Raw genomic sequence first — 18667 nt, forward strand, 5'->3', positions numbered from 1 at the left:
CGGGCCGTCCCGCTATTGATCAATCTACGCAACGGTCGTCCGTTGCTGAGGGCAGGTGCCGGGTCAGTCGCGAATCAACAGCTGCGCAGGCGTAGGGTTGTAGCCATTGCAGGGGTTGTTGAGCTGCGGACAGTTGGAAATCAGCACGATCACGTCCATTTCAGCGCGCAGCTCGACGTATTTGCCGGGCGCGGAAATACCGTCTTCGAAGGTCAGGCCGCCTTCGGCTGTCACCGGTACGTTCATGAAGAAATTGATGTTGGGGCCGATGTCGGCCTTGCTCAGGCGGCCGTCATGCACACAGGCGCGCAGGTAGTTGTCGCGGCAGCTGTGCATGTAGCGCTTTTCCAGGGCGTAGCGCACGGTGTTGCTCTCTTGCGCGCACGCGCCACCGAGTGTGTCGTGGCGACCGCAGGTGTCATCGACAATGGTCAGCATCGGCTGGCCGAGGTTGGAAAACAGCACGCTGCCGGTGGTCAGGTACACGCTGTTCTGGCGGCGCAGGGTGCGCTGCACATCGTAGCGCTCACGCGGGTTGCTCAGGCTGAAAAACAGCGTGTCGACGGCCTGGTTGCCTTGCAGATCGAGGATGCGCACGGTCTGCCCGGCCTTGACTTCGGCCAGGAACGGCTCGCCTGCCGGTATGGTTGCGTCGCAGCAAAGGTGAGTGTGTGAATTCATGACAGGGCTCCTCAGGCGAACAGGCGGTCGGTGTTGATGAAGCCGCGCTCGTTTTCCGGGCGCGATGTACGGCAGTGCTCGGCAACGCTGGCGTCGGCCTTCATCCAGCTGAGTCTGAGCGGTTGCGGGGCATATTCCGGGTTGGGGTCCATCGGGTGTTGCAGCGCGGTCAGTACCACCAGCGTGTCCATTGGTGCGTAGAGTTCGATGTAGTCACCGGCCTTGGAGTTGTTCGGCGCGAAGTGCAGGGTTCCTGTCTCGTCGACATCGACACGGCTGAACAGGTTGAGGGTCATCAACAGGTCGGACAGCCCCAGCCCCCATTTGCCCAGCTCGACCAGCAGGTTGTCGACGCCATTGCGGAAGAAGCCGTTGCGCAATTCCTGATAACGGCCCTGGCCGTATTTTTCAGCGACTTCCTGCGCATTGAGCACGCCGCCGATGCTGTCGCTCCAGCCGCAGGTGTCAGTGACGATGGCCGCCAGCACTCGGCCCATGTCCGAATACAGGCAATGGCCGTTGCTTAACCTGGCGGTGTGCTGGCATTTGAGGCTGTCGGGCAGGTTCAGCCGCTCGGTTTTTTCGTGAGCGTTGAGCAGGGTCAGGCTGACGTTGGCGTTGCCGTGCAGGTCGGTCAGGCGCAGCAGTTCGCCGCGCTTGAGGATGAACGAACGATGGCCGCCACCGGGCAGCATCTCTTCGGCGAAAACCGGGTACAGCGTGATTGAGTCAGTCATTGAACGGGCTCCTCTGAAACGTTGAGCAGCGAATCGATGGCTGCGCGTTCGGCGCGGCGTTCGCTGTTGAGGGGAATGTCGTAAGTGATGCGCGCGCCATACGCGCCGGGTTCGTGCGGGTCGTGGCGGACCTTGTCGAACACCAGCAGGCGGGTGCCGAGGTTGAAACCTTCGGACAGGTCGTGAGTGACCATGAACACGGTCAGCTTCGTTTCGCGCCACAGGTCCAGCAGCAAGTGGTGCATGTCTTTGCGAATGCCGGGGTCGAGCGCGCCGAAGGGCTCGTCCAGCAGCAGCACGCGGGGTTTCATGATCAGCGCCTGAGCAATGGCCAGACGCTGCTGCATGCCGCCGGACAATTGCGTGGGGTACTTATCCAGCGCATGCCCCAGGCCAACCTTGCCAAGCAGTTGCGCGGCGTGCTCGCGTGCCTCGCTTTTTGCCTGGCCGAACAGTCGGCCCAGCCACGCCGAGCGGGGCAGTTCCAGACCCAGCGCCACGTTGTCCAGCACCGACAGGTGCGGGAACACTGAATAGCGCTGAAACACCACGCCACGGCAGGCGTCTGGCTCATTGCGCAGGGCCTTGCCGTCCAGCGTGATCAGTCCACGGCTCGGAGTTTCCTGACCCAGCAGCAGGCGCAGAAAAGTCGACTTGCCGCAGCCCGATGCGCCGACCAGCGTGCAGAACTCACCTTCGGCCACGTCCAGATTCAGGCCTTCAAGCACCACCTGATCATCGTATTGTTGCCAGACATTGCGCACACAGATAAAGCTCATGCCCGCGCCCCTTCGTACAAGGGAAAGGCGCGTCGGGTCAGGGCTTTGAGGCCCCAGTCCATCAGCCAGGCAAGCAGGGTGATCCACACCACATACGGCAGAATCACGTCCATCGCCAGATAGCGCCGCACCAGGAAGATCCGGTAGCCCAGACCGTCAGTCGAGGCAATCGCCTCGGCGGCGATCAGGAACAGCCATGCCGAACCCAGCACCAGGCGCAGGGCGATCAACAGGCGTGGCAGCAATTGCGGCAGGATCACCCGCAGGATCAGTGTCCAGGTCGAGGCGCCGAGGGTCTGCGCCTTGATCAGCAGCTCGACCGGAATTTCCCGGGCACGCTGTTCCAGATCCCGGGCCAGAATCGGCGTGATGCCGATCACGATCAGCATCACTTTCGACAGCTCGCCCAGACCAAAGACGATGAACAGAATCGGCAGGATCGCCAGCGGCGGCACCATCGACATTACCGTCAGCAAGGGCGACAGCGGCGCACCGAACAGCGGCAGGATGCCCGCCGCAATGCCCAGGCACAGTCCCAACAGCGCGCTGATCCCAAGGCCGATGGCCAGACGGTGCAGACTCGATGCCGTGTCCTGCCACAGCAGGTAGTCGCCGCTGCGGGTATCGGCGGTGAACGCCATGCGTTTGACCGCATCGGCCATCTGTACGGCGCTGGGCAGCAGTTTGTCGGTGGGGTTTTCCGCAAGCCGGGTGGCCGAGCCCATGAAGTAGGCGAACAGCAACAGGGCGAACGGCAGGATCACCAGAATCAGGCGACCGGCACGGTCCGGATGGCGGTTTATCAAACGCATGGCAATGACCTTTCTACTGAACGTGATTTACAGCTTGCCGTCGACGGCCATCTGCACGTAGCTGGGGTCAAAGTGCAGCTTGAGATTGCCCTTGTCGCCGAGCATCACGCCATTGGCGAACGACATGCCGACCGCGTTGGCATCGCGTGCGCCTTCACCGAGCAAACCATGGGCGAACGAGAAGTCAGCCACCTTGCGCTGGGTGTCCGGCAGCTGTTTGCTGGTCGCGAACTCAAGCGCTTCCTTGGGTGTGGCAAACAGCTTGGTGGTGTCCAGTTGCGCCTGGAAGCCGGCCAGATCGGTGCCCGATGCCTTGGCCATGTGTTCCAGCGCTGCCTTGCTCTGGGCGTTTTTGGCGTTCATCAGCGCGACCACTTCAAACCAGGCACCGGTCAGGGCTTTGCCCAGCGCCGGGTTGTCCTTCAGGGTCTGAGTGTTGACGACCATCATGTCCATGATCTCGCCAGGAATCTGGCTGGAGTTGAACACTTCGGTCACGCCGGGTTTGGCTTTAATGTCCGACAGCATCGGGTTCCAGGTGGTAACGGCCTGCACATCATCGGTATTGAAGGCAGCCGAGATATCGGCATCCGAGGTGTTGACGACCTTCAGGTCTTTTTCGCTGAGCTTGACGCTGTCCAGCGCCCGGGCCAGCAGGTAGTGAGACACCGACAGTTCGACCAGGTTGACGTCCATGCCTTTCAGGTCGGCGACTTTTTTGCCCTCGCCCTTGAGCACGATGCCGTCGTTGCCATTGGATAAATCGCTGACGATCAGTGCCGTGCTTTCCACACCGCCCGCAGCCGGAATGGTCAGTGCGTCCATGTTGGTCATGGTGCAGCCATCGAACTGGCCAGCGGTGTACTGGTTGATGGATTCGACGTAGTCATTGAGCTGGGTGACATCGATCTTGATGCCGTATTTTTTCGCCCACTTGTCGACGATGCCCTGGCTACCTGCGTATTCCCACGGCATCCAGCCTGCGTAGATGGTCCAGCAGACATTGAAGTGATCTTTTTGGGCGGCATTCGCCGAGAGGCTCAACGCAGCAAGCAGGCCTGCCGTGAGCAGACCGAAGAGACGAGACTTTTGCATGTTGAGAAATCTCCAGTAGTGAAAAAAGGCGGCCAGGAGCAACGTGACACCACTGGTGTCCCTGTCTCCCGGGCTTTTGTCCCGCCGTGTAACCTCTACTGGAGGTCGCCAACTCTCGGACCAGCCACTTGCCTGTCGGCAAGCCGGAACCCTAGTCGGCTATTGCAAATTGTGGTGCCGCGAACCTGTGTTGACTCCTGCACGCCATTCATCAAGCGAGACTTGTGCCAACTCGCCAAGGCCTTTGTTTTTCAAGGCCTGCCCGGACCATCGCAGGTCAGCCCCGAGGGAAACTGCCTTGTGCTGGTGCGTAACCGCACTGTGTTGATGCATGGGTGCTTTGAAATGTTTTGTAGCATCTTTGCAGGAAGTCGAAACATGCCTGCATGCCCCGGCTTTAGAGCCCTTGAGTGAAGGATGGCCATCATCTTTACTAGGGTTTACACGCTGCGCCAACGCACTAGATTCCCTTTTCGGTGTCTGAACTTCTGTCCGTCAACTGCTTTGGCGGACGCCGATCAGCGTCGCTGATTCGTGCCCAATCGCGGTCCAGGAGGCCGCCATGTATCGAAGACCCTTGCTTATCACGTTGCTGACCCTTTTCCTTGCCGGTTGCTACGCAGGCCCTGGTTACTACGAATCCGATGTGTACACGCAGCCGACAACCGTCGTCGGTGGCGCTTACGCGTACGACAATGGCTACCGCTCCACCTACTATCAGGAGCAGCGCATCTATGTAGCGCCTCAGCCACGCTATTACACCCAACCACGCTACTACGCCCCGGCACCGCGTTATTACGCGCCGCCGCCAGTGCCACGCTACTACCAGCCGGGACGCCCACCGGGTTATGGCTGGAGAAACGACGGCTTTCGCGGCAATGGCGGTTTTGGGCGTAATGACGGCTTTCGAGGCAATGGTGGTTTCGGACGCAATGACGGCTTCCGCGGCGACCGAGGCAACCGCGGCTGGGAGGACCATGGCGGTCGAGGCGGACGCGATGGCCGTGATCATGGACGAGGCGGGCGCGGTGATGGTCGGGGCGGGCATCGGTAGCTGAAACCTGCGCTCACTGCCATGCCAGAGCGGTGAGCTGGCTGCTGCGAACTGACTATCGTGCCGACGCTCCGCGTCGGCACTTCTTTCTGGACGCTCTGCGTCCGATCGTAAAGGCGCATGTAGAAACCGGCATTGACTTTGCTGCCGGGCTTTCCTAGTGTCCGCGCATTGTTTTTACCGGATGTAACCATGACTAGCGACGACCGCATCAAGCTTGAGCCCAGCTGGAAGGAAGCGCTGCGCGATGAATTCGAGCAGCCCTATATGGCGCAGTTGCGCGAGTTTCTGCGCCAGGAGCATGCCGCGGGTAAAGAGATCTATCCGCCTGGGCCGCTGATTTTCAATGCGCTGAATTCGACGCCGCTCAACAATGTGAAAGTGGTGATCCTCGGTCAGGACCCGTATCACGGTCCGAATCAGGCTCACGGTCTGTGTTTCTCGGTGCAGCCAGGCGTGCCGACGCCGCCGTCACTGGTCAATATCTATAAAGAACTCAAACGCGACCTGAATATCGACATTCCCAATCACGGCTGCCTGCAATCATGGGCTGATCAGGGCGTGCTGTTGCTTAACACGACTCTTACCGTCGAGCGCGCCAACGCAGCTTCGCATGCGGGAAAAGGCTGGCAGCACTTCACGGACCGGATCATTCAAGTGGTCAGCGAGCATCAGCCGCATCTGGTGTTCCTGCTGTGGGGCGCTCATGCGCAGAGTAAGCAGAAACTGGTCGATGCGACCAAGCACCTGGTGCTGACCTCCGTCCATCCTTCGCCGTTGTCAGCCTACAAAGGCTTCCTGGGTAACGGGCATTTCGGGCGTGCCAACAAGTACCTTGAGCAAAACGGCATCGAGCCAATCGACTGGCGCTTGCCCGTTCTCTGATCAAAGTGCTTCTGATTGGGCTCAGTCAGCGAACCGCTTGTCCCAGCGCCGGTACAGCGGCTCAGCAAGAAACAGCACGAACAGCAGGCGCATGACCTGCATGGCCGTCACCAGGGGGACCGACAGTTGCAGCACTTCTGCTGTCAGGCTCATTTCGGCAATGCCACCGGGCATCATGCCCAGCGTCAGTGAGCGCAGATCCAGGTGGGTGAGGGCGCTCAGCCCCAGCGCAGCCAGTGCGGCAATCAACATGGTCAGCGCGGTGCCCAACAGCGTGCGCGCGAGGAACGATGGCGCACGCCGAAAGAATGCCCGATTGAAATGACAACCCAGCCCGCTGCCGATCAGTAGCTGACCCAGCTGGCTGGCACCGTTGGGCAAGCCGATTTTCAGGTCCCAGACCACGCTCACTACGGCACTGAGCAACAGAGGGCCGAACAGCCACGGGTTGGGTTGCTTGAGACGTTGCCACAGCCAGGCCAGAGCTGCGCCGACCGGCAGCAGGAATGCCAGCCAGCGCCAATCGACCGCCGTGGCATGCAGTGAAGGCGTACCGTCACCCAGCAGGTATTTGAAGATCGCCGGCACGCACAATACTACTGCCAGCACCCGAAGACTTTGCGCGGCTGCGACGCTGCTTAGCGTTGCACCGTTACGTGCGCCAAGGTTGACCATCTCCCCGGAACCGCCCGGCATGCTCGAAAAGAACGCCGTAGGGCGATCTTCTCCGGTGCGCAGCATCAGCCAGACGCCAACCAGACACGACAGACTGGTGACCAGCGCGCCGATGAAAATCAGCCCGAAATGCGCGAGCACCTGCTCGATAACCACTGGCGTGAAATGCAAACCGATGCCGATACCGATGATCAGTTGCCCGCATTTACGGCCACCCGGAATCTGCGCCAGTTGCCAGGGTGTCAGGCAGCGCACCAGGATGATTGCCAGCAACGAGCCAACCATCCACGGCAGCGGCCAGCCAACCTGGCTGGCGAGGTAGCTGCCGAGCAGGCCGACCAGCGGCGTTGCCCACCATTGACGCAGTGACGAATCAGCCATGCGTTGCGGCAGCCTGCTGTTTTGCGCGCTTGCGCCAGATACGGATCAGCGGAAACAGCAGCATGAACACGGTCACCACCCAGACCCCGAGGGTGATCGGGCTGGCCCAGAGAATCCCCAGTTCGCCGTTGGAGATCGACAGGGCGCGTCGCAGGTTCTGCTCCATCAGACCACCGAGGATGAAACCGAGCAGAATCGGCGACAGCGGGAAATCCAGCTTGCGCAGGATGTAACCGAAGATGCCGATGCCGACCATCAGGAACAGGTCGAAGGTGGTAGCGTGCACTGCATACACGCCGATCCCGGTGATGATCGCAATCACCGGGACCAGCGCCCAGTTCGGCACGGCGAGGATGCGCGTGAAGATACGGATCATCGGGATGTTGAGGATCACCAGCATGATGTTGGCGATGAACAACGAAGCGATCAGGCCCCATACGATGTCCGGTTGCTGTTGGAACAGCATCGGACCGGGCGTGATGTTGTACAGCGACAACGCGCCGATCATCACCGCCGTGGTGCCCGAGCCCGGAACACCCAGCGTCAGCATCGGCACCAATGCGCCGCAAGCGGTTGCCCCGATGGCGGTCTCGGGAGCTGCCAGACCGCGCATGTCGCCCTGGCCAAACTTGCCGCCAGGGCCGGCGATACGTTTTTCCGTCATGTAAGCGACTGCGCTGGCCAGTGTCGCACCGGCACCCGGCAGTACGCCAAGAATGAAGCCCAGCAGACCACAGCGAATGTTCACCACGAACACGGCAGCGGCTTCCTTGACGTTGAACATCATGCGCCCAGTGGCCTTGACCGCCTCTTGGCCGCGATGAGTCTTTTCCAGCAGCAACAGGATTTCACTGATTGAAAACAGACCCAGGACCAGCACCACGAACTGAATGCCGTCGGTCAGATGAATGTTGTCGCCCGTAAAACGGTACACCCCGCTGTTGGCATCAATGCCTACCGCAGACAGGAAAAGCCCGATCAGCGCGGCAATGAATGTCTTCAATGGCCTGTCACCGGCCATGCCGCCCAGGCAGACGATGGCGAACACCATCAGTACGAAATATTCCGCCGGACCGAAGGCAATCGCCCACTTGGCGAGCAACGGCGCGAACAGCACCATGCCGCAAGTGGCGATGAATGCACCGATGAACGAACTCCATGCTGACAGCGACAGAGCGACGCCGGCCAGCCCCTGGCGTGCCATTGGATAGCCGTCCAGCGTGGTCATGACGGTGGACGCTTCGCCCGGAATGTTCAGCAGGATCGAACTGATACGTCCGCCGTATTCACAGCCCAGGTACACGGCCGCTAACAGAATCAGTGCCGATTCAGGCGGCAGGCCCAGCGCAAAGGCAATGGGGATCAGCAGCGCCACCCCGTTGATAGGCCCAAGCCCCGGCAGCAGGCCGACGACGGTACCAATCAATGTGCCGGACAGTGCGGTGATCAGGTTGTAAGGGGTGAGGGCGACGCCGAACCCCTGGCCCAGGTAGCTGAAAGTATCCATATCAGTTCTCCAGAACGCTGAGCAGGCCTAAAGGCAAGGGAACGTCCATGGCCTTGTCGAATAACAGGTAAAGGCCGACGCTCATCAGAATCACCACCACCACGCTCGGCAGCCAGCGTCCGCCATACAGGCGTGCCATGGGAATGCCGATCAGGATGCTGCTGAGGATGAAGCCCAGGGGTTCGAACAGCCCGGCGAATATCAGCAGCAGAATGATGCATGCGCCAATCTTGATCAGGGTTTCACGGTCCAGTGCCGGTTCTTCCTCGGTGTGGACAATGGGTGTGGGCCGAATCAGCAGGTACAGCAGGGCGGCACCCATCAACCCGAGCATCAGCAGCGGGAAAGCGCGTGGTCCGACTGGTTCATAGGAGAACGGCGCTTGATAAGGCCAGGCCATAAGGGCCAGACCTGCGCATGCCAGTAGCATTACGGCAGCAAAAATGCGTTGTATGACCATGAGAAGCTCCTGAGTCGCGCCCGCTGTGCGGGCGCAACTTAACGTCAGTCAATTGAGTTCAATTACTGAATCAGGCCGAACTCCTTGGCCAGCAGTTTGTAGTCGGCAACCTGCTTCTTTACGTAGGTGTCCAGCTCCGAGCCGGTCATGGCGAAGGGGAACAGCTCGCGCTGATCACGCAGCTTGGCGAAGTCTTCAGAGGCCAGGATCTTGTCGAACGAGGCTTTCCACCAGTTGTAGTCTTCGTCGCTGACCTTCGGCCCGAGGTAGAAGCCACGCACCACAGGCCAGACGATGTCGTAGCCCTGCTCCTTGGCGGTGGGGATGTCTTTCATTTCGGGTTCGTCGATGCGCTTCTCGGCGAATACGGCGAGCAGGCGCATGTCGCCACTCAAAATGTGCGGCATGGAGTCGGAGATGTCGGTACTGCCCACCTGAATGTGGCCGCCAAGCAGGGCAGTAGCGATTTCCCCACCGCCCTCCAGCGCGACATAACGCAAGGCGCGCGGGTTGATGTCTGCAGCCTTGGCGATCAATGCGGTCTGCATCCAGTCCTGGCTGCCTACGGTGCCGCCTGAGCCGATGACTACCTTGCTCGGGTCGGCCTTGAGCGCTTTGACCAGATCGTCGAGGTTCTTGTATGGCGAGTCGCTCTTCACTGCAATGGCGCCATAGCTTGTGCCCACGGCGGCGAGCCAGCGTACTGCGTTTTCATCGAAACGGCCGAATTTGCCCTGCGCCAGATTGAGCAGCGAGCCGCTGGACCACGCGACCAGCGTGCCAGCATCTGCGGGGCGCTGAGCTACAACTGCGTTGTAGGCCACTGCGCCGACGCCCCCAGGCATGTAGGTCACGCGCATGGGCGAGGTCAGAATCTTTTCGTTGATCAGCGCGCTTTGCACCAGCTTGCAGGTCAAGTCGAATCCGCCACCTGGTGAGGCGGGTGCAATGCATTCCGGACGCTTTGGCTCGGCAGCAAACAACTGGCTGGCAACCAGCATGCAGGCGGCGGTGGCGGCTATCTGACGCAGAGGGGATTTCATGTTCAGTCTCCAGAGATATTTTTGTTTTTGGAAGAGAGAAGCTGTTCAGCAGATGCTTTTGTCTCGCGCACCACGAGACCTGTTGGCTGACACGCAAGTGCCATCGGTACAGCGGTGGGCGCTGATGTTTTGCAGGAAGGTGGAGCAGGGGCGCGACGGGTGCGGGGAAAACCGCGACGGGCTGTGCTCAATGGACTGGCAAGCCTGGGCTGGCATAGACATGACGTGACTCCGTTTAGCGATTTATTGTTTTTATTGTCCAGACGCATCCGGGCGCCTGTTTTGTACGTACCCTTTTGCCGGGTCGTCTGGCGATCCTAAATGACGAACCTTTCGCAAACCTTTCAGCTACCTTTCATGTCGCAATTGAAGGGCCGCGAATCGTTTCTGTCCTTCACAGGCGGCGGCCTGCCTGTAAACTCCACCGCCACAAGCCTCGATGCCCAGATCGATAACAACAGTGACAATCAGGAGACGGCGATGCGTGTTCTTCTTGTGGAAGATCATCTGCAATTGGCTGAAAGTGTCGCGCAGGCGCTCAAAAGCGCAGGTTTGACCGTTGATGTACTGCATGATGGCGTTGCCGCCGACCTGGCGTTGAGCAGCGAGGAATACGCCGTCGCCATTCTCGACGTCGGCTTGCCGCGTATGGACGGCTTTGAAGTGCTGGCGCGTCTGCGGGCGCGCAGCAAAAACCTTCCGGTGTTGATGCTGACCGCGCGCAGCGACGTCAAGGATCGCGTTCATGGCCTGAACCTGGGGGCCGACGACTACCTGGCCAAGCCTTTCGAGCTGTCCGAGCTGGAGGCCAGGGTCAAGGCATTGCTGCGTCGCAGCGTGCTGGGTGGCGAGCGGCAACAGCGCTGCGGCGTACTGGCCTATGATCTGGACACCCGGCGTTTCACGCTCGGCGAGGAGCTGCTGGCCCTGACGTCTCGCGAACAGGCGGTGCTGGAAGCGCTTATCGCCCGGCCAGGTCGGGTGATGAGCAAGGAGCAACTGGCCGCGCAGGTTTTCGGCCTCGACGAGGAGGCCAGCCCTGACGCCATCGAAATCTACGTCCATCGCCTGCGCAAGAAGCTCGACGGGCATTCTGTGGCTATCGTGACCTTTCGGGGTCTGGGGTATCTGCTTGAAAGCCGCGATGATTAACGACAGCCTGCGCTGGCGGTTATTGTGGAACCTGGCGTTGCTGCTGGTGGTGTTGATGCTGGCCAGCGGCATGAGCGCTTACTGGAATGGCCGCGAAGTGGCCGATACCGCCTACGACCGCACGTTGCTGGCGTCAGCAAGAACCATCGCTGCCGGCCTGACCCAGCGTGATGGCACGCTGAGCGCCGATATTCCCTATGTGGCGCTGGATACCTTTGCCTACGACAGCGAAGGACGAATCTATTATCAGGTCAATGACATCCATCAGAAGCTGATTTCCGGTTATGAAAATCTGCCTTCGCCGCCACCGGGCACTTTGCGTACCGACGATTACCCTGCGCTGGCGAAGTTTTATAACGGGATTTATCAAGGGCAGGATGTGCGTGTGGTCAGCCTGCTCAAGCCGGTGACTGATCCAGGCATGAACGGCACGGCTGAAATTCGTGTTGCCGAAACCCAGGAGGCGCGCAAGGGCATGGCGCGCAGCCTGATGGCCGACACGTTGCTGCGTCTGGGCATGCTCGGTGGGGGCGCACTGCTGCTGGTCTGGTTCACGGTCAGTGCGGCACTGCGACCGCTGGAGCGCTTGCGCACCGCAGTAGAAGAGCGTCAGCCGGATGATCTGCGCTCATTGCCAATGGTTGAGGTGCAGCATGAACTACGTCCGCTGGTAGGGGCGCTGAACCACTTTACCGAGCGGCTGCGCCTGCAGTTCGAGCGCCAGGCGCAGTTCATCGCCGATGCTGCCCATGAACTGCGCACGCCGCTGGCCGCGCTCAAGGCGCGGGTTGAGCTGGGCCTGCGTGAGCGCGACCCGCAACATTGGCGCAGTACGCTGGAATCAGCCGCACTTGGCACGGATCGGCTCACGCATCTGGCCAATCAGTTGCTGTCACTGGCGCGGATTGAAAACGGCGCGCGGGCCATTGCCGAAGGTGTCGCGCAACAACTGGACCTCAGCCAGCTGGCAAGAGAGCTGGGCATGGCCATGGCGCCGTTGGCTCATTCACGCGGCGTCGCGCTGGCGCTGGAGGCTGACGAGCCGGTCTGGCTGCGTGGCGAGCCGACGTTGCTGAACGAACTGTTGAGCAACCTGATCGACAATGCGCTGGCTCACACTTCACCGGGCGGTAACGTGGTGTTGCGGGTGTATGCGCCGGGTGTTCTGGAGGTCGAGGATGATGGCCCTGGCATTCCGGCAGATGAGCGGGAGCGGGTTTTCGAGCGTTTCTACCGTCGCAGTCAGCAGGGCAGCGGTGCCGGGCTCGGTCTGGCTATTGTGGGAGAGATATGCCGTGCGCATCTGGCCAGAATCACCTTGCACGATGGTGCCGAGCGGGGTTTGAAGGTTCGGGTCAGTTTCAGTGCGCCCTGATCCTAGTAAAGCATGCTCTTCGCTTCGTCCATCTGGGCGCTCAGCATGCCTTCAGCCCTGGCAAGCCTCAGTTGGCTGAACGCAGGCAGGTCGACCATCTCGATGAGGCTGAAGGGGTGGTCGGTGTTCCTGTGGATATGCACTGTGGCGATCTGCACCAGATCTGTGTAGTCCGGACTTTTCGATACGCGCGCGAAGTTCTGGAACTGAATCGGCACGCAGGCCAGCGGCTCGGGAAAGTCCCATGAGCGCAGCAGGCGTTCGCCAATGACCGGGTGAATGCTGTCGATCACGTGGTTGAGGCTGATCGGATCGGCCAGCAGCTCGTAATGGTCTTCGGCATACGTCAGGATCGGCAGAATCCCGATCAAGTGGATCAGCCCGGCGAGTGTGGCCTGGTCGGGTTTGAGATTCGTGTAGTTCTGACACAGTGTGTAACTGATGCCGGCAACCTGCAGGCTCTGCTTCCAGATATCGCGCATCTTCTGCTCGATGACGGGAGACTTCGCGTGGAACATCTGCTCGACCACCAGGCCGATAGCCAAGTTACAGGTGTAATTGACGCCCAGGCGCCGAACCGCGGTGGTGACGTCGCTGACTTCAAAATTCGGGCGCAGCAGAGGGCTGTTCGCGACCTTTATCAGGCGTGCGGAAAGGGCTGTATCGCTACCGATGACCTTGCTCAGGGCCGAAATGCTGATTTCGGTGTCTTCGGCGGCAAGGCGAATTCTCAGTGCTACTTCCGGCAGGGTAGGCAGAAACAAGGCATCTCTGTCGATGGCCTTGATCAAGTTTCTCTGCACCTCGTCAGCCATCTTGCTCATGTTGCATCTCGCAGCCGTTGGGGGTGTCCAGAGTTTTCCGCGCGCTCCGCAGAGCGCCAGCATGTGCACTGGAACGCTCTAAAGACACTAGGAACCTGAATGTGTTCGTCTGGCTTAGCGCTGAGTTTCGAGTTTGCTGTCCAGTATGTAGGGCAGATCACTCATTTGCAGCGCTGCGCCTTCTGGCGAGCCAAGATTTATATGGCCATTTTCTGCCGCATCGCCCTGCAATACGGCGAGCAGTTCAACATTTTGGCCGGACTGTGCGGCGATGACCACGTTGCCCACCGCGCTGGCGTGTACCGGCGAAAACAGTGCCGTACCCGGCTCGGGGATTTCTTCGCTGCTCAGCGTCAGGCGGTAGAGCCTGCGTTTGAGTTTGCCCAGGTATTGCATGCGCGCAACGATTTCCTGGCCGGTGTAGCAGCCCTTCTTGAAGCTGACGCCGCCGACCGCCTGCAGGTTGATCATCTGCGGGATGAACTCCTCGCGGGTGCTACCGAATACCTGGCCGATGCCGGCCCGTATCTGACCCAGCAACCAGTCATTGAGCGGACCTTCGCTCAACTGCGAAGCCAGCTGCGATTTGACGCTGTCTGCCTGCCCGGCGCGTACCCAGAGTTCGGCGCGGCCCGGGGAGGCGCGGATTGCGATGAGCTCATTGGCTCGTACCACCGCATCGGTTTCCTGCGCCAGGTCCAGGCCCAGGCCGACCAGGGCACTGTCGCCATCCTGCAGGCCGAAGCGCACCCATTCTGCGCTTTCGTCAGTCAGTTTCGATTTGGAGAACACTGCGTATTTACGCAAGTCCAGCAGTTGCGGCTCGATCAGCTCGCTGGCCATCGCCAGCAGGCAACCGTCGCCTTCGAAAACGATGCGAAAACTCGACTGCATCCGGCCCTTCTGCGTGCAGCGGGCACCGAGGCTGGACTTGTCTTCATTCAGATAATTGAGGTTGCACGTCAGCTGACCCTGAAGAAACTTGCTGGCATCCACGCCGCGAACGGCGAGAACGCCCTCATGGGATAGCGTGCAGAAAAAAGCTTTTTGGGTCATGGTCATCGCAGATTGGGAAAAAAGTCCGGGGGCACATCATAGTGCCGAGTCGAGGTTATGCATACCGGGGTACGTGAAAACTGCTGCGACCATTGCAAGATTCGCGTGCCCGGCTCACGGCTGTATACTTGCCGCCTACTTTGAGGAGCGCTCCATGGTCGAAGACGTCGAACTCAACCGCCTTTACTGGCACAGCCGCCGTGGCATGCTTGAACTGGACGTGCTGCTGGTGCCGTTTGTCCGGGAGGTCTATCCGCATTTGAATGACGTGGACCGCGATCTGTATCGCCGTTTGCTCACTTGTGAAGATCAGGACATGTTCGGCTGGTTCATGCAGCGCGCCGAGTCCGAGGATGCTGAATTGCAACGTATGGTTCGCATGATTCTGGATCGTGTCCAGCCCAAGTGATCGATTTGAATGTCACTGGCAGGCCTCGCGCCTGCTATTGACGGCGTATCTCGCCGTTCAGCTGCTGGCGCTGATCGCGTTGTCCTGGCTGAACATCGCTTCGTTGGCGTTGGCACTGGGTGTGCTGTTCTGTCTGATGCATGCTGCCTGGACGTTGCCGCGCTCGATCCTGCTCAGTCATCCGGCAGCCTTCACTGCGCTGAAGCGCGATCATCAAGGCTGGCGATTGTGGAATCAACGCGACGGCTGGCAGCCCGTGCAGTTATGTCCGGACAGCCTCGCGTTACCGTTGGTCGTGATTCTGCGTTTTCGCCCGATTGTCGCAGGCCGGCCGGGCCGCTCGATAAAAAGCTGCTGCATCCCGCTTGATGCGCTCACGCCGGACACGCACCGGCGTCTGCGTGTGCGCCTGAAGTTCAGCCGACGTAAGTGGGCGGTACCAGAATAGTGTCCAGCGCCTCCGGCAACATGTCGGGATAGTCCAGCGTGTAATGCAGGCCACGGCTTTCCTTGCGCTGCATGGCCGAACAGATCATCAGTTCCGCCACCTGCGCCAGGTTGCGTAACTCGATCAGGTCACGGCTGACCTTGTAGTTGCTGTAGAACTCGTCGATCTCATCCAGCAACAAACGCACACGGTGCTGAGCGCGTTGCAGGCGCTTGTTGGTACGCACAATGCCGACGTAGTCCCACATGAATCGTCTCAGTTCATCCCAGTTGTGCGCGATGATCACGTCTTCGTCCGAATCAGTGACCTGGCTGGCGTCCCACGCCGGAAGGTCGGTGGGCATCTGTACGTCGGCCAGTTGCTGCTCGATGTCTGCCGCTGCCGAGCGTGCATACACGAAGCACTCCAGCAGTGAGTTGCTGGCCATGCGGTTGGCACCGTGCAGGCCGGTGAAGCTGGTCTCGCCGATGGCGTACAGGCCAGGCACGTCGGTGTGGCCCTTGCTGTCTACCATGACACCACCACAGGTGTAATGCGCCGCCGGGACCACCGGAATCGGCTGACGAGTGATGTCGATGGAGAATTCCAGGCAGCGCTCGTAGACGGTTGGAAAGTGGGTCTTGATGAAGGCTTCCGGTTTGTGGCTGATGTCCAGATAAACGCAGTCGATACCCAGTCGCTTCATTTCGTGGTCTATCGCACGGGCAACAATATCGCGAGGGGCCAGTTCTGCCCGTTCGTCGAACCGTGGCATAAAACGTTCGCCGCTGGGCAACTTGAGGTAAGCGCCTTCACCGCGAAGTGCTTCGGTGATCAGAAAACTCTTGGCCTGGGGGTGATACAGGCAGGTGGGGTGAAACTGGTTGAATTCCAGATTCGCCACCCGGCAACCGGAACGCCAGGCCATGGCGATGCCATCGCCGCAGGCACCGTCGGGGTTGCTGGTGTACAGATAAACCTTGGCAGCGCCACCTGACGCGAGGATGGTAAAGCGCGCGCCGTAGGTGTCCACTTCACCGCTGTTGCGATTGAGTACATAAGCGCCCAGGCAGCGCTGGCCTTCCAGCCCGAGACGGCGTTCGGTGATCAGGTCGATGGCGGCGCGCTGTTCGAGCAGTTCGATATTCGGCCGTTTACGGGCTTGTTCAAGCAGGGTACGAAAGATCGCTGCGCCTGTGGCATCGGCGGCGTGGATGATCCGCCTGTGGCTGTGACCGCCTTCGCGTGTCAGGTGGAATTCAAAGCCGCTTTCGTCGGTATCTGCGTCATCGCCCCGAGTGAAAGGCACGCCCTGATCGATCAGCCACTGAATGGCCTCGCGGCTGTGCTCGACGGTGAAACGCACTGCTTCTTCGTTGCAAAGGCCGCCGCCGGCATTCAGCGTGTCTTCAACATGAGACTGCACGGTATCGGTGTCATCCAGTACTGCTGCCACACCGCCCTGGGCCCAGAATGTCGAGCCATTGGCCAGATCGCCTTTGCTCAGCACTGCGATGCTCAGGTGTCCGGGAAGCGTCAGTGCCAGGCTCAATCCGGCAGCGCCACTGCCAATTACCAGTACGTCATGCTGAAAATGTTGACTCATCTACGAATTCTGCCCTTGGCGACCACTAGTATAAGTATTGGGGTAACGGCACAATAGCCACGCCTACATGGCAATGTGAGACCACAGCGGGTATGGATTGTGCTCCAGTCCCGGATGTCATGCATATTGTTTTCCCTGTTATCTGTTACTGGAAATGCTCCAGTGCACTGATTTCAAAGAGCTTTGTGCAGTCTGCGGCTCACGCCTGTGATTGTGCCAATGGAACTTTTTGCCAGGATCCATGCTCAATAGCAGGTTGCCTACACAGGAACAGCGTCGTTTTCGCAGGGTTAGATAAGTGATCATCAGCTGCGAAACCGGCGACAAGACTATTCACGCAGCCGACCGTGTCGCGCTGCGTTTTTCGTGCAGGCTTTACGATGGCCCGCAGGAAACTTGCTTGAAGGGGGAGAACTTTTGCGAAAAGCCCGAGTCTATGTTTGCGAGCCTGAACAATGTCAGTTGCAGCACTCCTTCATGCTTAACGAGGAGTGTTCATGCTAACCCAGGAAGAGGATCAGCAGCTTGTCGAGCGCGTACAGCGTGGCGATACGCGAGCATTTGATCTGTTGGTGCTGAAGTATCAGCACAAAATTCTAGGGTTGATCGTGCGATTCGTGCACGACACCCATGAGGCTCAGGACGTTGCACAGGAAGCCTTTATCAAGGCTTACCGTGCTCTCGGAAACTTTCGCGGTGACAGTGCTTTTTATACCTGGCTGTATCGCATCGCCATTAACACGGCGAAAAACTATTTGGTGTCGCGAGGTCGGCGTCCACCGGATAGCGATGTAAGGTCTGAAGACGCGGAGTTCTACGACGGCGATCATGGCCTCAAGGACATCGAGTCGCCGGAACGTGCATTGTTGAGAGATGAGATCGAGGGCACCGTCCATCGGACCATCCAGCTTCTCCCGGAAGATTTACGTACGGCGCTAACTTTACGTGAATTCGATGGTCTGAGTTATGAAGACATTGCGAGCGTCATGCAGTGTCCTGTTGGTACCGTGCGCTCTCGGATCTTCCGCGCTCGGGAAGCCATCGATAAAGCCCTGCAGCCGTTGTTGCAGGAATCCTGAGACAGCGGCGATAGCCCAAGAGAGGAACCCGCCATGAGTCGTGAAGCCCTGCAGGAATCGCTGTCCGCGGTACTGGATAACGAAGCGGACGAACTGGAATTACGTCGGGTATTGAATGCCATTGACGATGCCGATACTCGCGCTACCTGGTCGCGTTACCAAGTTGCTCGTGCAGCTATGCACGAAGAGCTGCTGATCCCGCATCTGGATATTTCGGCTGCTGTATCTGCCGCGATCGCCGATGAAGTCAGCCCGCTCAAAGCAGCACGTGGACCTTGGCGCACGCTGGGTCGTCTGGCTGTTGCAGCGTCGGTTACCGTAGCCGTTCTGGCCGGTGTCCGCCTGTACAACCAGGACGATATCGCCGGTGCACAACTGGCACAGCAGACCCAACAGCCTGCCAACCTGACTGTTCCACAAGTGAAAGGCCCTGCCGTACTGGCTGGCTACACTGAAAGTACCGAGCAGGCGCCTGGCCCTATGGCCAACGGCGTGTTGCAGGGTGCTGGTCAAGGTGATCAACGTCTGCCTGGCTACCTGCGTCAGCACGCCCAGGAAGCAGCGTTGAAAGGTACTGAAAGCGCGCTGCCTTACGCACGTGCTGCGAGTCTGGAAAACCGTTAAGGAGGA

Annotated in this window: 20 protein-coding genes and 1 riboswitch; of the genes, 8 read left to right on the top strand and 12 right to left on the bottom strand. The window is 59.6% G+C overall.

Annotated elements, in window-relative coordinates; all coding sequences use genetic code 11:
- Positions 1-63 precede the first annotated feature (63 nt).
- Genes AC4ANE_RS07165 through AC4ANE_RS07185 form a run of 5 tightly spaced genes read right to left on the bottom strand, consistent with a single transcriptional unit; the run spans position 64 to position 4104 of the window.
- On the bottom strand, positions 64-681 hold the full coding sequence (locus AC4ANE_RS07165; protein ID WP_002554928.1) for an urea amidolyase associated protein UAAP2: 618 nt from the start codon (positions 679-681) through the stop codon (positions 64-66).
- Positions 682-692: 11 nt separating this feature from the next.
- A complete protein-coding gene (locus AC4ANE_RS07170; RefSeq protein ID WP_002554927.1) occupies positions 693-1418 on the bottom strand; it encodes an urea amidolyase associated protein UAAP1 in 726 nt (241 codons plus the stop codon).
- Positions 1415-2197: an ABC transporter ATP-binding protein gene (locus AC4ANE_RS07175; RefSeq protein ID WP_002554926.1), complete on the bottom strand. Its 783-nt coding sequence runs from the start codon at positions 2195-2197 to the stop codon at positions 1415-1417. Before AC4ANE_RS07175 ends, AC4ANE_RS07170 begins: the two co-directional genes overlap by 4 nt.
- On the bottom strand, positions 2194-3009 hold the full coding sequence (locus tag AC4ANE_RS07180; protein ID WP_031594840.1) for an ABC transporter permease: 816 nt from the start codon (positions 3007-3009) through the stop codon (positions 2194-2196). The genes AC4ANE_RS07175 and AC4ANE_RS07180 overlap by 4 nt, the downstream gene beginning before the upstream one ends.
- A gap of 27 nt (positions 3010-3036) precedes the next feature.
- A complete protein-coding gene (locus AC4ANE_RS07185; protein ID WP_460408765.1) occupies positions 3037-4104 on the bottom strand; it encodes a putative urea ABC transporter substrate-binding protein in 1068 nt (355 codons plus the stop codon).
- Between the two features lie 63 nt (positions 4105-4167).
- Positions 4168-4270: riboswitch (guanidine-I (ykkC/yxkD leader) on the bottom strand.
- Positions 4271-4666: 396 nt separating this feature from the next.
- Here AC4ANE_RS07185 and AC4ANE_RS07190 point away from each other — a divergent pair.
- Both AC4ANE_RS07190 and ung read left to right on the top strand, forming a co-directional pair.
- Positions 4667-5158, top strand: coding sequence for a hypothetical protein (locus AC4ANE_RS07190; protein WP_002554925.1), 492 nt, complete (start codon positions 4667-4669; stop codon positions 5156-5158).
- Between the two features lie 192 nt (positions 5159-5350).
- Entirely contained in the window at positions 5351-6043 is a 693-nt protein-coding gene (ung, locus tag AC4ANE_RS07195; RefSeq protein ID WP_002554923.1) for a uracil-DNA glycosylase, read from the top strand.
- Positions 6044-6064: 21 nt separating this feature from the next.
- On the opposite strand, the gene AC4ANE_RS07200 is transcribed toward ung, so the two are convergent.
- The 4 genes from AC4ANE_RS07200 to AC4ANE_RS07215 all read right to left on the bottom strand — a co-directional run bounded on the left by AC4ANE_RS07200 (position 6065) and on the right by AC4ANE_RS07215 (position 10109).
- Positions 6065-7099: an AbrB family transcriptional regulator gene (locus tag AC4ANE_RS07200; RefSeq protein WP_002554922.1), complete on the bottom strand. Its 1035-nt coding sequence runs from the start codon at positions 7097-7099 to the stop codon at positions 6065-6067.
- Positions 7092-8606: a tripartite tricarboxylate transporter permease gene (locus AC4ANE_RS07205; protein ID WP_002554921.1), complete on the bottom strand. Its 1515-nt coding sequence runs from the start codon at positions 8604-8606 to the stop codon at positions 7092-7094. Before AC4ANE_RS07205 ends, AC4ANE_RS07200 begins: the two co-directional genes overlap by 8 nt.
- Position 8607: 1 nt before the next feature.
- On the bottom strand, positions 8608-9066 hold the full coding sequence (locus AC4ANE_RS07210) for a tripartite tricarboxylate transporter TctB family protein (protein ID WP_002554920.1): 459 nt from the start codon (positions 9064-9066) through the stop codon (positions 8608-8610).
- 62 nt (positions 9067-9128) lie between these two features.
- Positions 9129-10109 carry a Bug family tripartite tricarboxylate transporter substrate binding protein gene (locus tag AC4ANE_RS07215; protein ID WP_002554919.1) on the bottom strand — a complete coding sequence of 327 codons (981 nt, stop codon included), beginning with the start codon at positions 10107-10109 and terminating at the stop codon, positions 9129-9131.
- Positions 10110-10589: 480 nt separating this feature from the next.
- On the opposite strand from AC4ANE_RS07215, the gene AC4ANE_RS07220 reads away from it, so the two are divergent.
- Entirely contained in the window at positions 10590-11261 is a 672-nt protein-coding gene (locus tag AC4ANE_RS07220) for a response regulator (RefSeq protein WP_002554918.1), read from the top strand.
- On the top strand, positions 11254-12636 hold the full coding sequence (locus AC4ANE_RS07225; protein ID WP_044320954.1) for a sensor histidine kinase: 1383 nt from the start codon (positions 11254-11256) through the stop codon (positions 12634-12636). The genes AC4ANE_RS07220 and AC4ANE_RS07225 overlap by 8 nt, the downstream gene beginning before the upstream one ends.
- Before the next feature lie 2 nt (positions 12637-12638).
- On the opposite strand, the gene AC4ANE_RS07230 is transcribed toward AC4ANE_RS07225, so the two are convergent.
- Entirely contained in the window at positions 12639-13460 is an 822-nt protein-coding gene (locus AC4ANE_RS07230) for an HDOD domain-containing protein (protein ID WP_002554917.1), read from the bottom strand.
- Positions 13461-13574: 114 nt separating this feature from the next.
- A complete protein-coding gene (gene ygfZ, locus AC4ANE_RS07235; RefSeq protein ID WP_044320961.1) occupies positions 13575-14516 on the bottom strand; it encodes a CAF17-like 4Fe-4S cluster assembly/insertion protein YgfZ in 942 nt (313 codons plus the stop codon).
- A gap of 154 nt (positions 14517-14670) precedes the next feature.
- Here ygfZ and AC4ANE_RS07240 point away from each other — a divergent pair, with 154 nt between their 5' ends.
- On the top strand, positions 14671-14925 hold the full coding sequence (locus tag AC4ANE_RS07240) for an FAD assembly factor SdhE (RefSeq protein ID WP_003378499.1): 255 nt from the start codon (positions 14671-14673) through the stop codon (positions 14923-14925).
- Positions 14909-15373: a protein YgfX gene (locus tag AC4ANE_RS07245; protein ID WP_002554914.1), complete on the top strand. Its 465-nt coding sequence runs from the start codon at positions 14909-14911 to the stop codon at positions 15371-15373. The genes AC4ANE_RS07240 and AC4ANE_RS07245 overlap by 17 nt, the downstream gene beginning before the upstream one ends.
- Here AC4ANE_RS07245 and nadB read toward each other — a convergent pair.
- Positions 15342-16958 carry an L-aspartate oxidase gene (gene nadB / locus AC4ANE_RS07250; protein ID WP_002554913.1) on the bottom strand — a complete coding sequence of 539 codons (1617 nt, stop codon included), beginning with the start codon at positions 16956-16958 and terminating at the stop codon, positions 15342-15344. The two genes, AC4ANE_RS07245 and nadB, sit on opposite strands and share 32 nt — an antisense overlap.
- A 497-nt stretch (positions 16959-17455) precedes the next feature.
- Between nadB and rpoE the strand changes: the two genes are divergently transcribed.
- Both rpoE and AC4ANE_RS07260 read left to right on the top strand, forming a co-directional pair.
- The gene (gene rpoE / locus AC4ANE_RS07255; protein ID WP_002554912.1) at positions 17456-18037 is read left to right on the top strand and encodes an RNA polymerase sigma factor RpoE/AlgU; all 582 of its coding nucleotides are present in this window, start codon (positions 17456-17458) and stop codon (positions 18035-18037) included.
- A 33-nt stretch (positions 18038-18070) separates the two neighbouring features.
- Complete coding sequence (locus tag AC4ANE_RS07260) at positions 18071-18661, top strand: anti sigma-E factor RseA C-terminal domain-containing protein (RefSeq protein ID WP_002554911.1); 591 nt, start codon at positions 18071-18073, stop codon at positions 18659-18661.
- Positions 18662-18667: the final 6 nt, after the last annotated feature.

Source organism: Pseudomonas sp. Pme6b (assembly GCF_058129925.1).

Excerpts from the sequence above, each read along its gene's own strand:
- AC4ANE_RS07165 (WP_002554928.1), bottom strand. The coding sequence starts at position 681 with ATGAATTCACACACTCACCTTTGCTGCGACGCAACCATACCGGCAGGC.
- AC4ANE_RS07170 (WP_002554927.1), bottom strand. The coding sequence starts at position 1,418 with ATGACTGACTCAATCACGCTGTACCCGGTTTTCGCCGAAGAGATGCTG.
- AC4ANE_RS07175 (WP_002554926.1), bottom strand. The coding sequence starts at position 2,197 with ATGAGCTTTATCTGTGTGCGCAATGTCTGGCAACAATACGATGATCAG.
- AC4ANE_RS07180 (WP_031594840.1), bottom strand. The coding sequence starts at position 3,009 with ATGCGTTTGATAAACCGCCATCCGGACCGTGCCGGTCGCCTGATTCTG.
- AC4ANE_RS07185 (WP_460408765.1), bottom strand. The coding sequence starts at position 4,104 with ATGCAAAAGTCTCGTCTCTTCGGTCTGCTCACGGCAGGCCTGCTTGCT.
- AC4ANE_RS07190 (WP_002554925.1), top strand. The coding sequence starts at position 4,667 with ATGTATCGAAGACCCTTGCTTATCACGTTGCTGACCCTTTTCCTTGCC.
- ung (WP_002554923.1), top strand. The coding sequence starts at position 5,351 with ATGACTAGCGACGACCGCATCAAGCTTGAGCCCAGCTGGAAGGAAGCG.
- AC4ANE_RS07200 (WP_002554922.1), bottom strand. The coding sequence starts at position 7,099 with ATGGCTGATTCGTCACTGCGTCAATGGTGGGCAACGCCGCTGGTCGGC.
- AC4ANE_RS07205 (WP_002554921.1), bottom strand. The coding sequence starts at position 8,606 with ATGGATACTTTCAGCTACCTGGGCCAGGGGTTCGGCGTCGCCCTCACC.
- AC4ANE_RS07210 (WP_002554920.1), bottom strand. The coding sequence starts at position 9,066 with ATGGTCATACAACGCATTTTTGCTGCCGTAATGCTACTGGCATGCGCA.
- AC4ANE_RS07215 (WP_002554919.1), bottom strand. The coding sequence starts at position 10,109 with ATGAAATCCCCTCTGCGTCAGATAGCCGCCACCGCCGCCTGCATGCTG.
- AC4ANE_RS07220 (WP_002554918.1), top strand. The coding sequence starts at position 10,590 with ATGCGTGTTCTTCTTGTGGAAGATCATCTGCAATTGGCTGAAAGTGTC.
- AC4ANE_RS07225 (WP_044320954.1), top strand. The coding sequence starts at position 11,254 with ATGATTAACGACAGCCTGCGCTGGCGGTTATTGTGGAACCTGGCGTTG.
- AC4ANE_RS07230 (WP_002554917.1), bottom strand. The coding sequence starts at position 13,460 with ATGAGCAAGATGGCTGACGAGGTGCAGAGAAACTTGATCAAGGCCATC.
- ygfZ (WP_044320961.1), bottom strand. The coding sequence starts at position 14,516 with ATGACCCAAAAAGCTTTTTTCTGCACGCTATCCCATGAGGGCGTTCTC.
- AC4ANE_RS07240 (WP_003378499.1), top strand. The coding sequence starts at position 14,671 with ATGGTCGAAGACGTCGAACTCAACCGCCTTTACTGGCACAGCCGCCGT.
- nadB (WP_002554913.1), bottom strand. The coding sequence starts at position 16,958 with ATGAGTCAACATTTTCAGCATGACGTACTGGTAATTGGCAGTGGCGCT.
- rpoE (WP_002554912.1), top strand. The coding sequence starts at position 17,456 with ATGCTAACCCAGGAAGAGGATCAGCAGCTTGTCGAGCGCGTACAGCGT.
- AC4ANE_RS07260 (WP_002554911.1), top strand. The coding sequence starts at position 18,071 with ATGAGTCGTGAAGCCCTGCAGGAATCGCTGTCCGCGGTACTGGATAAC.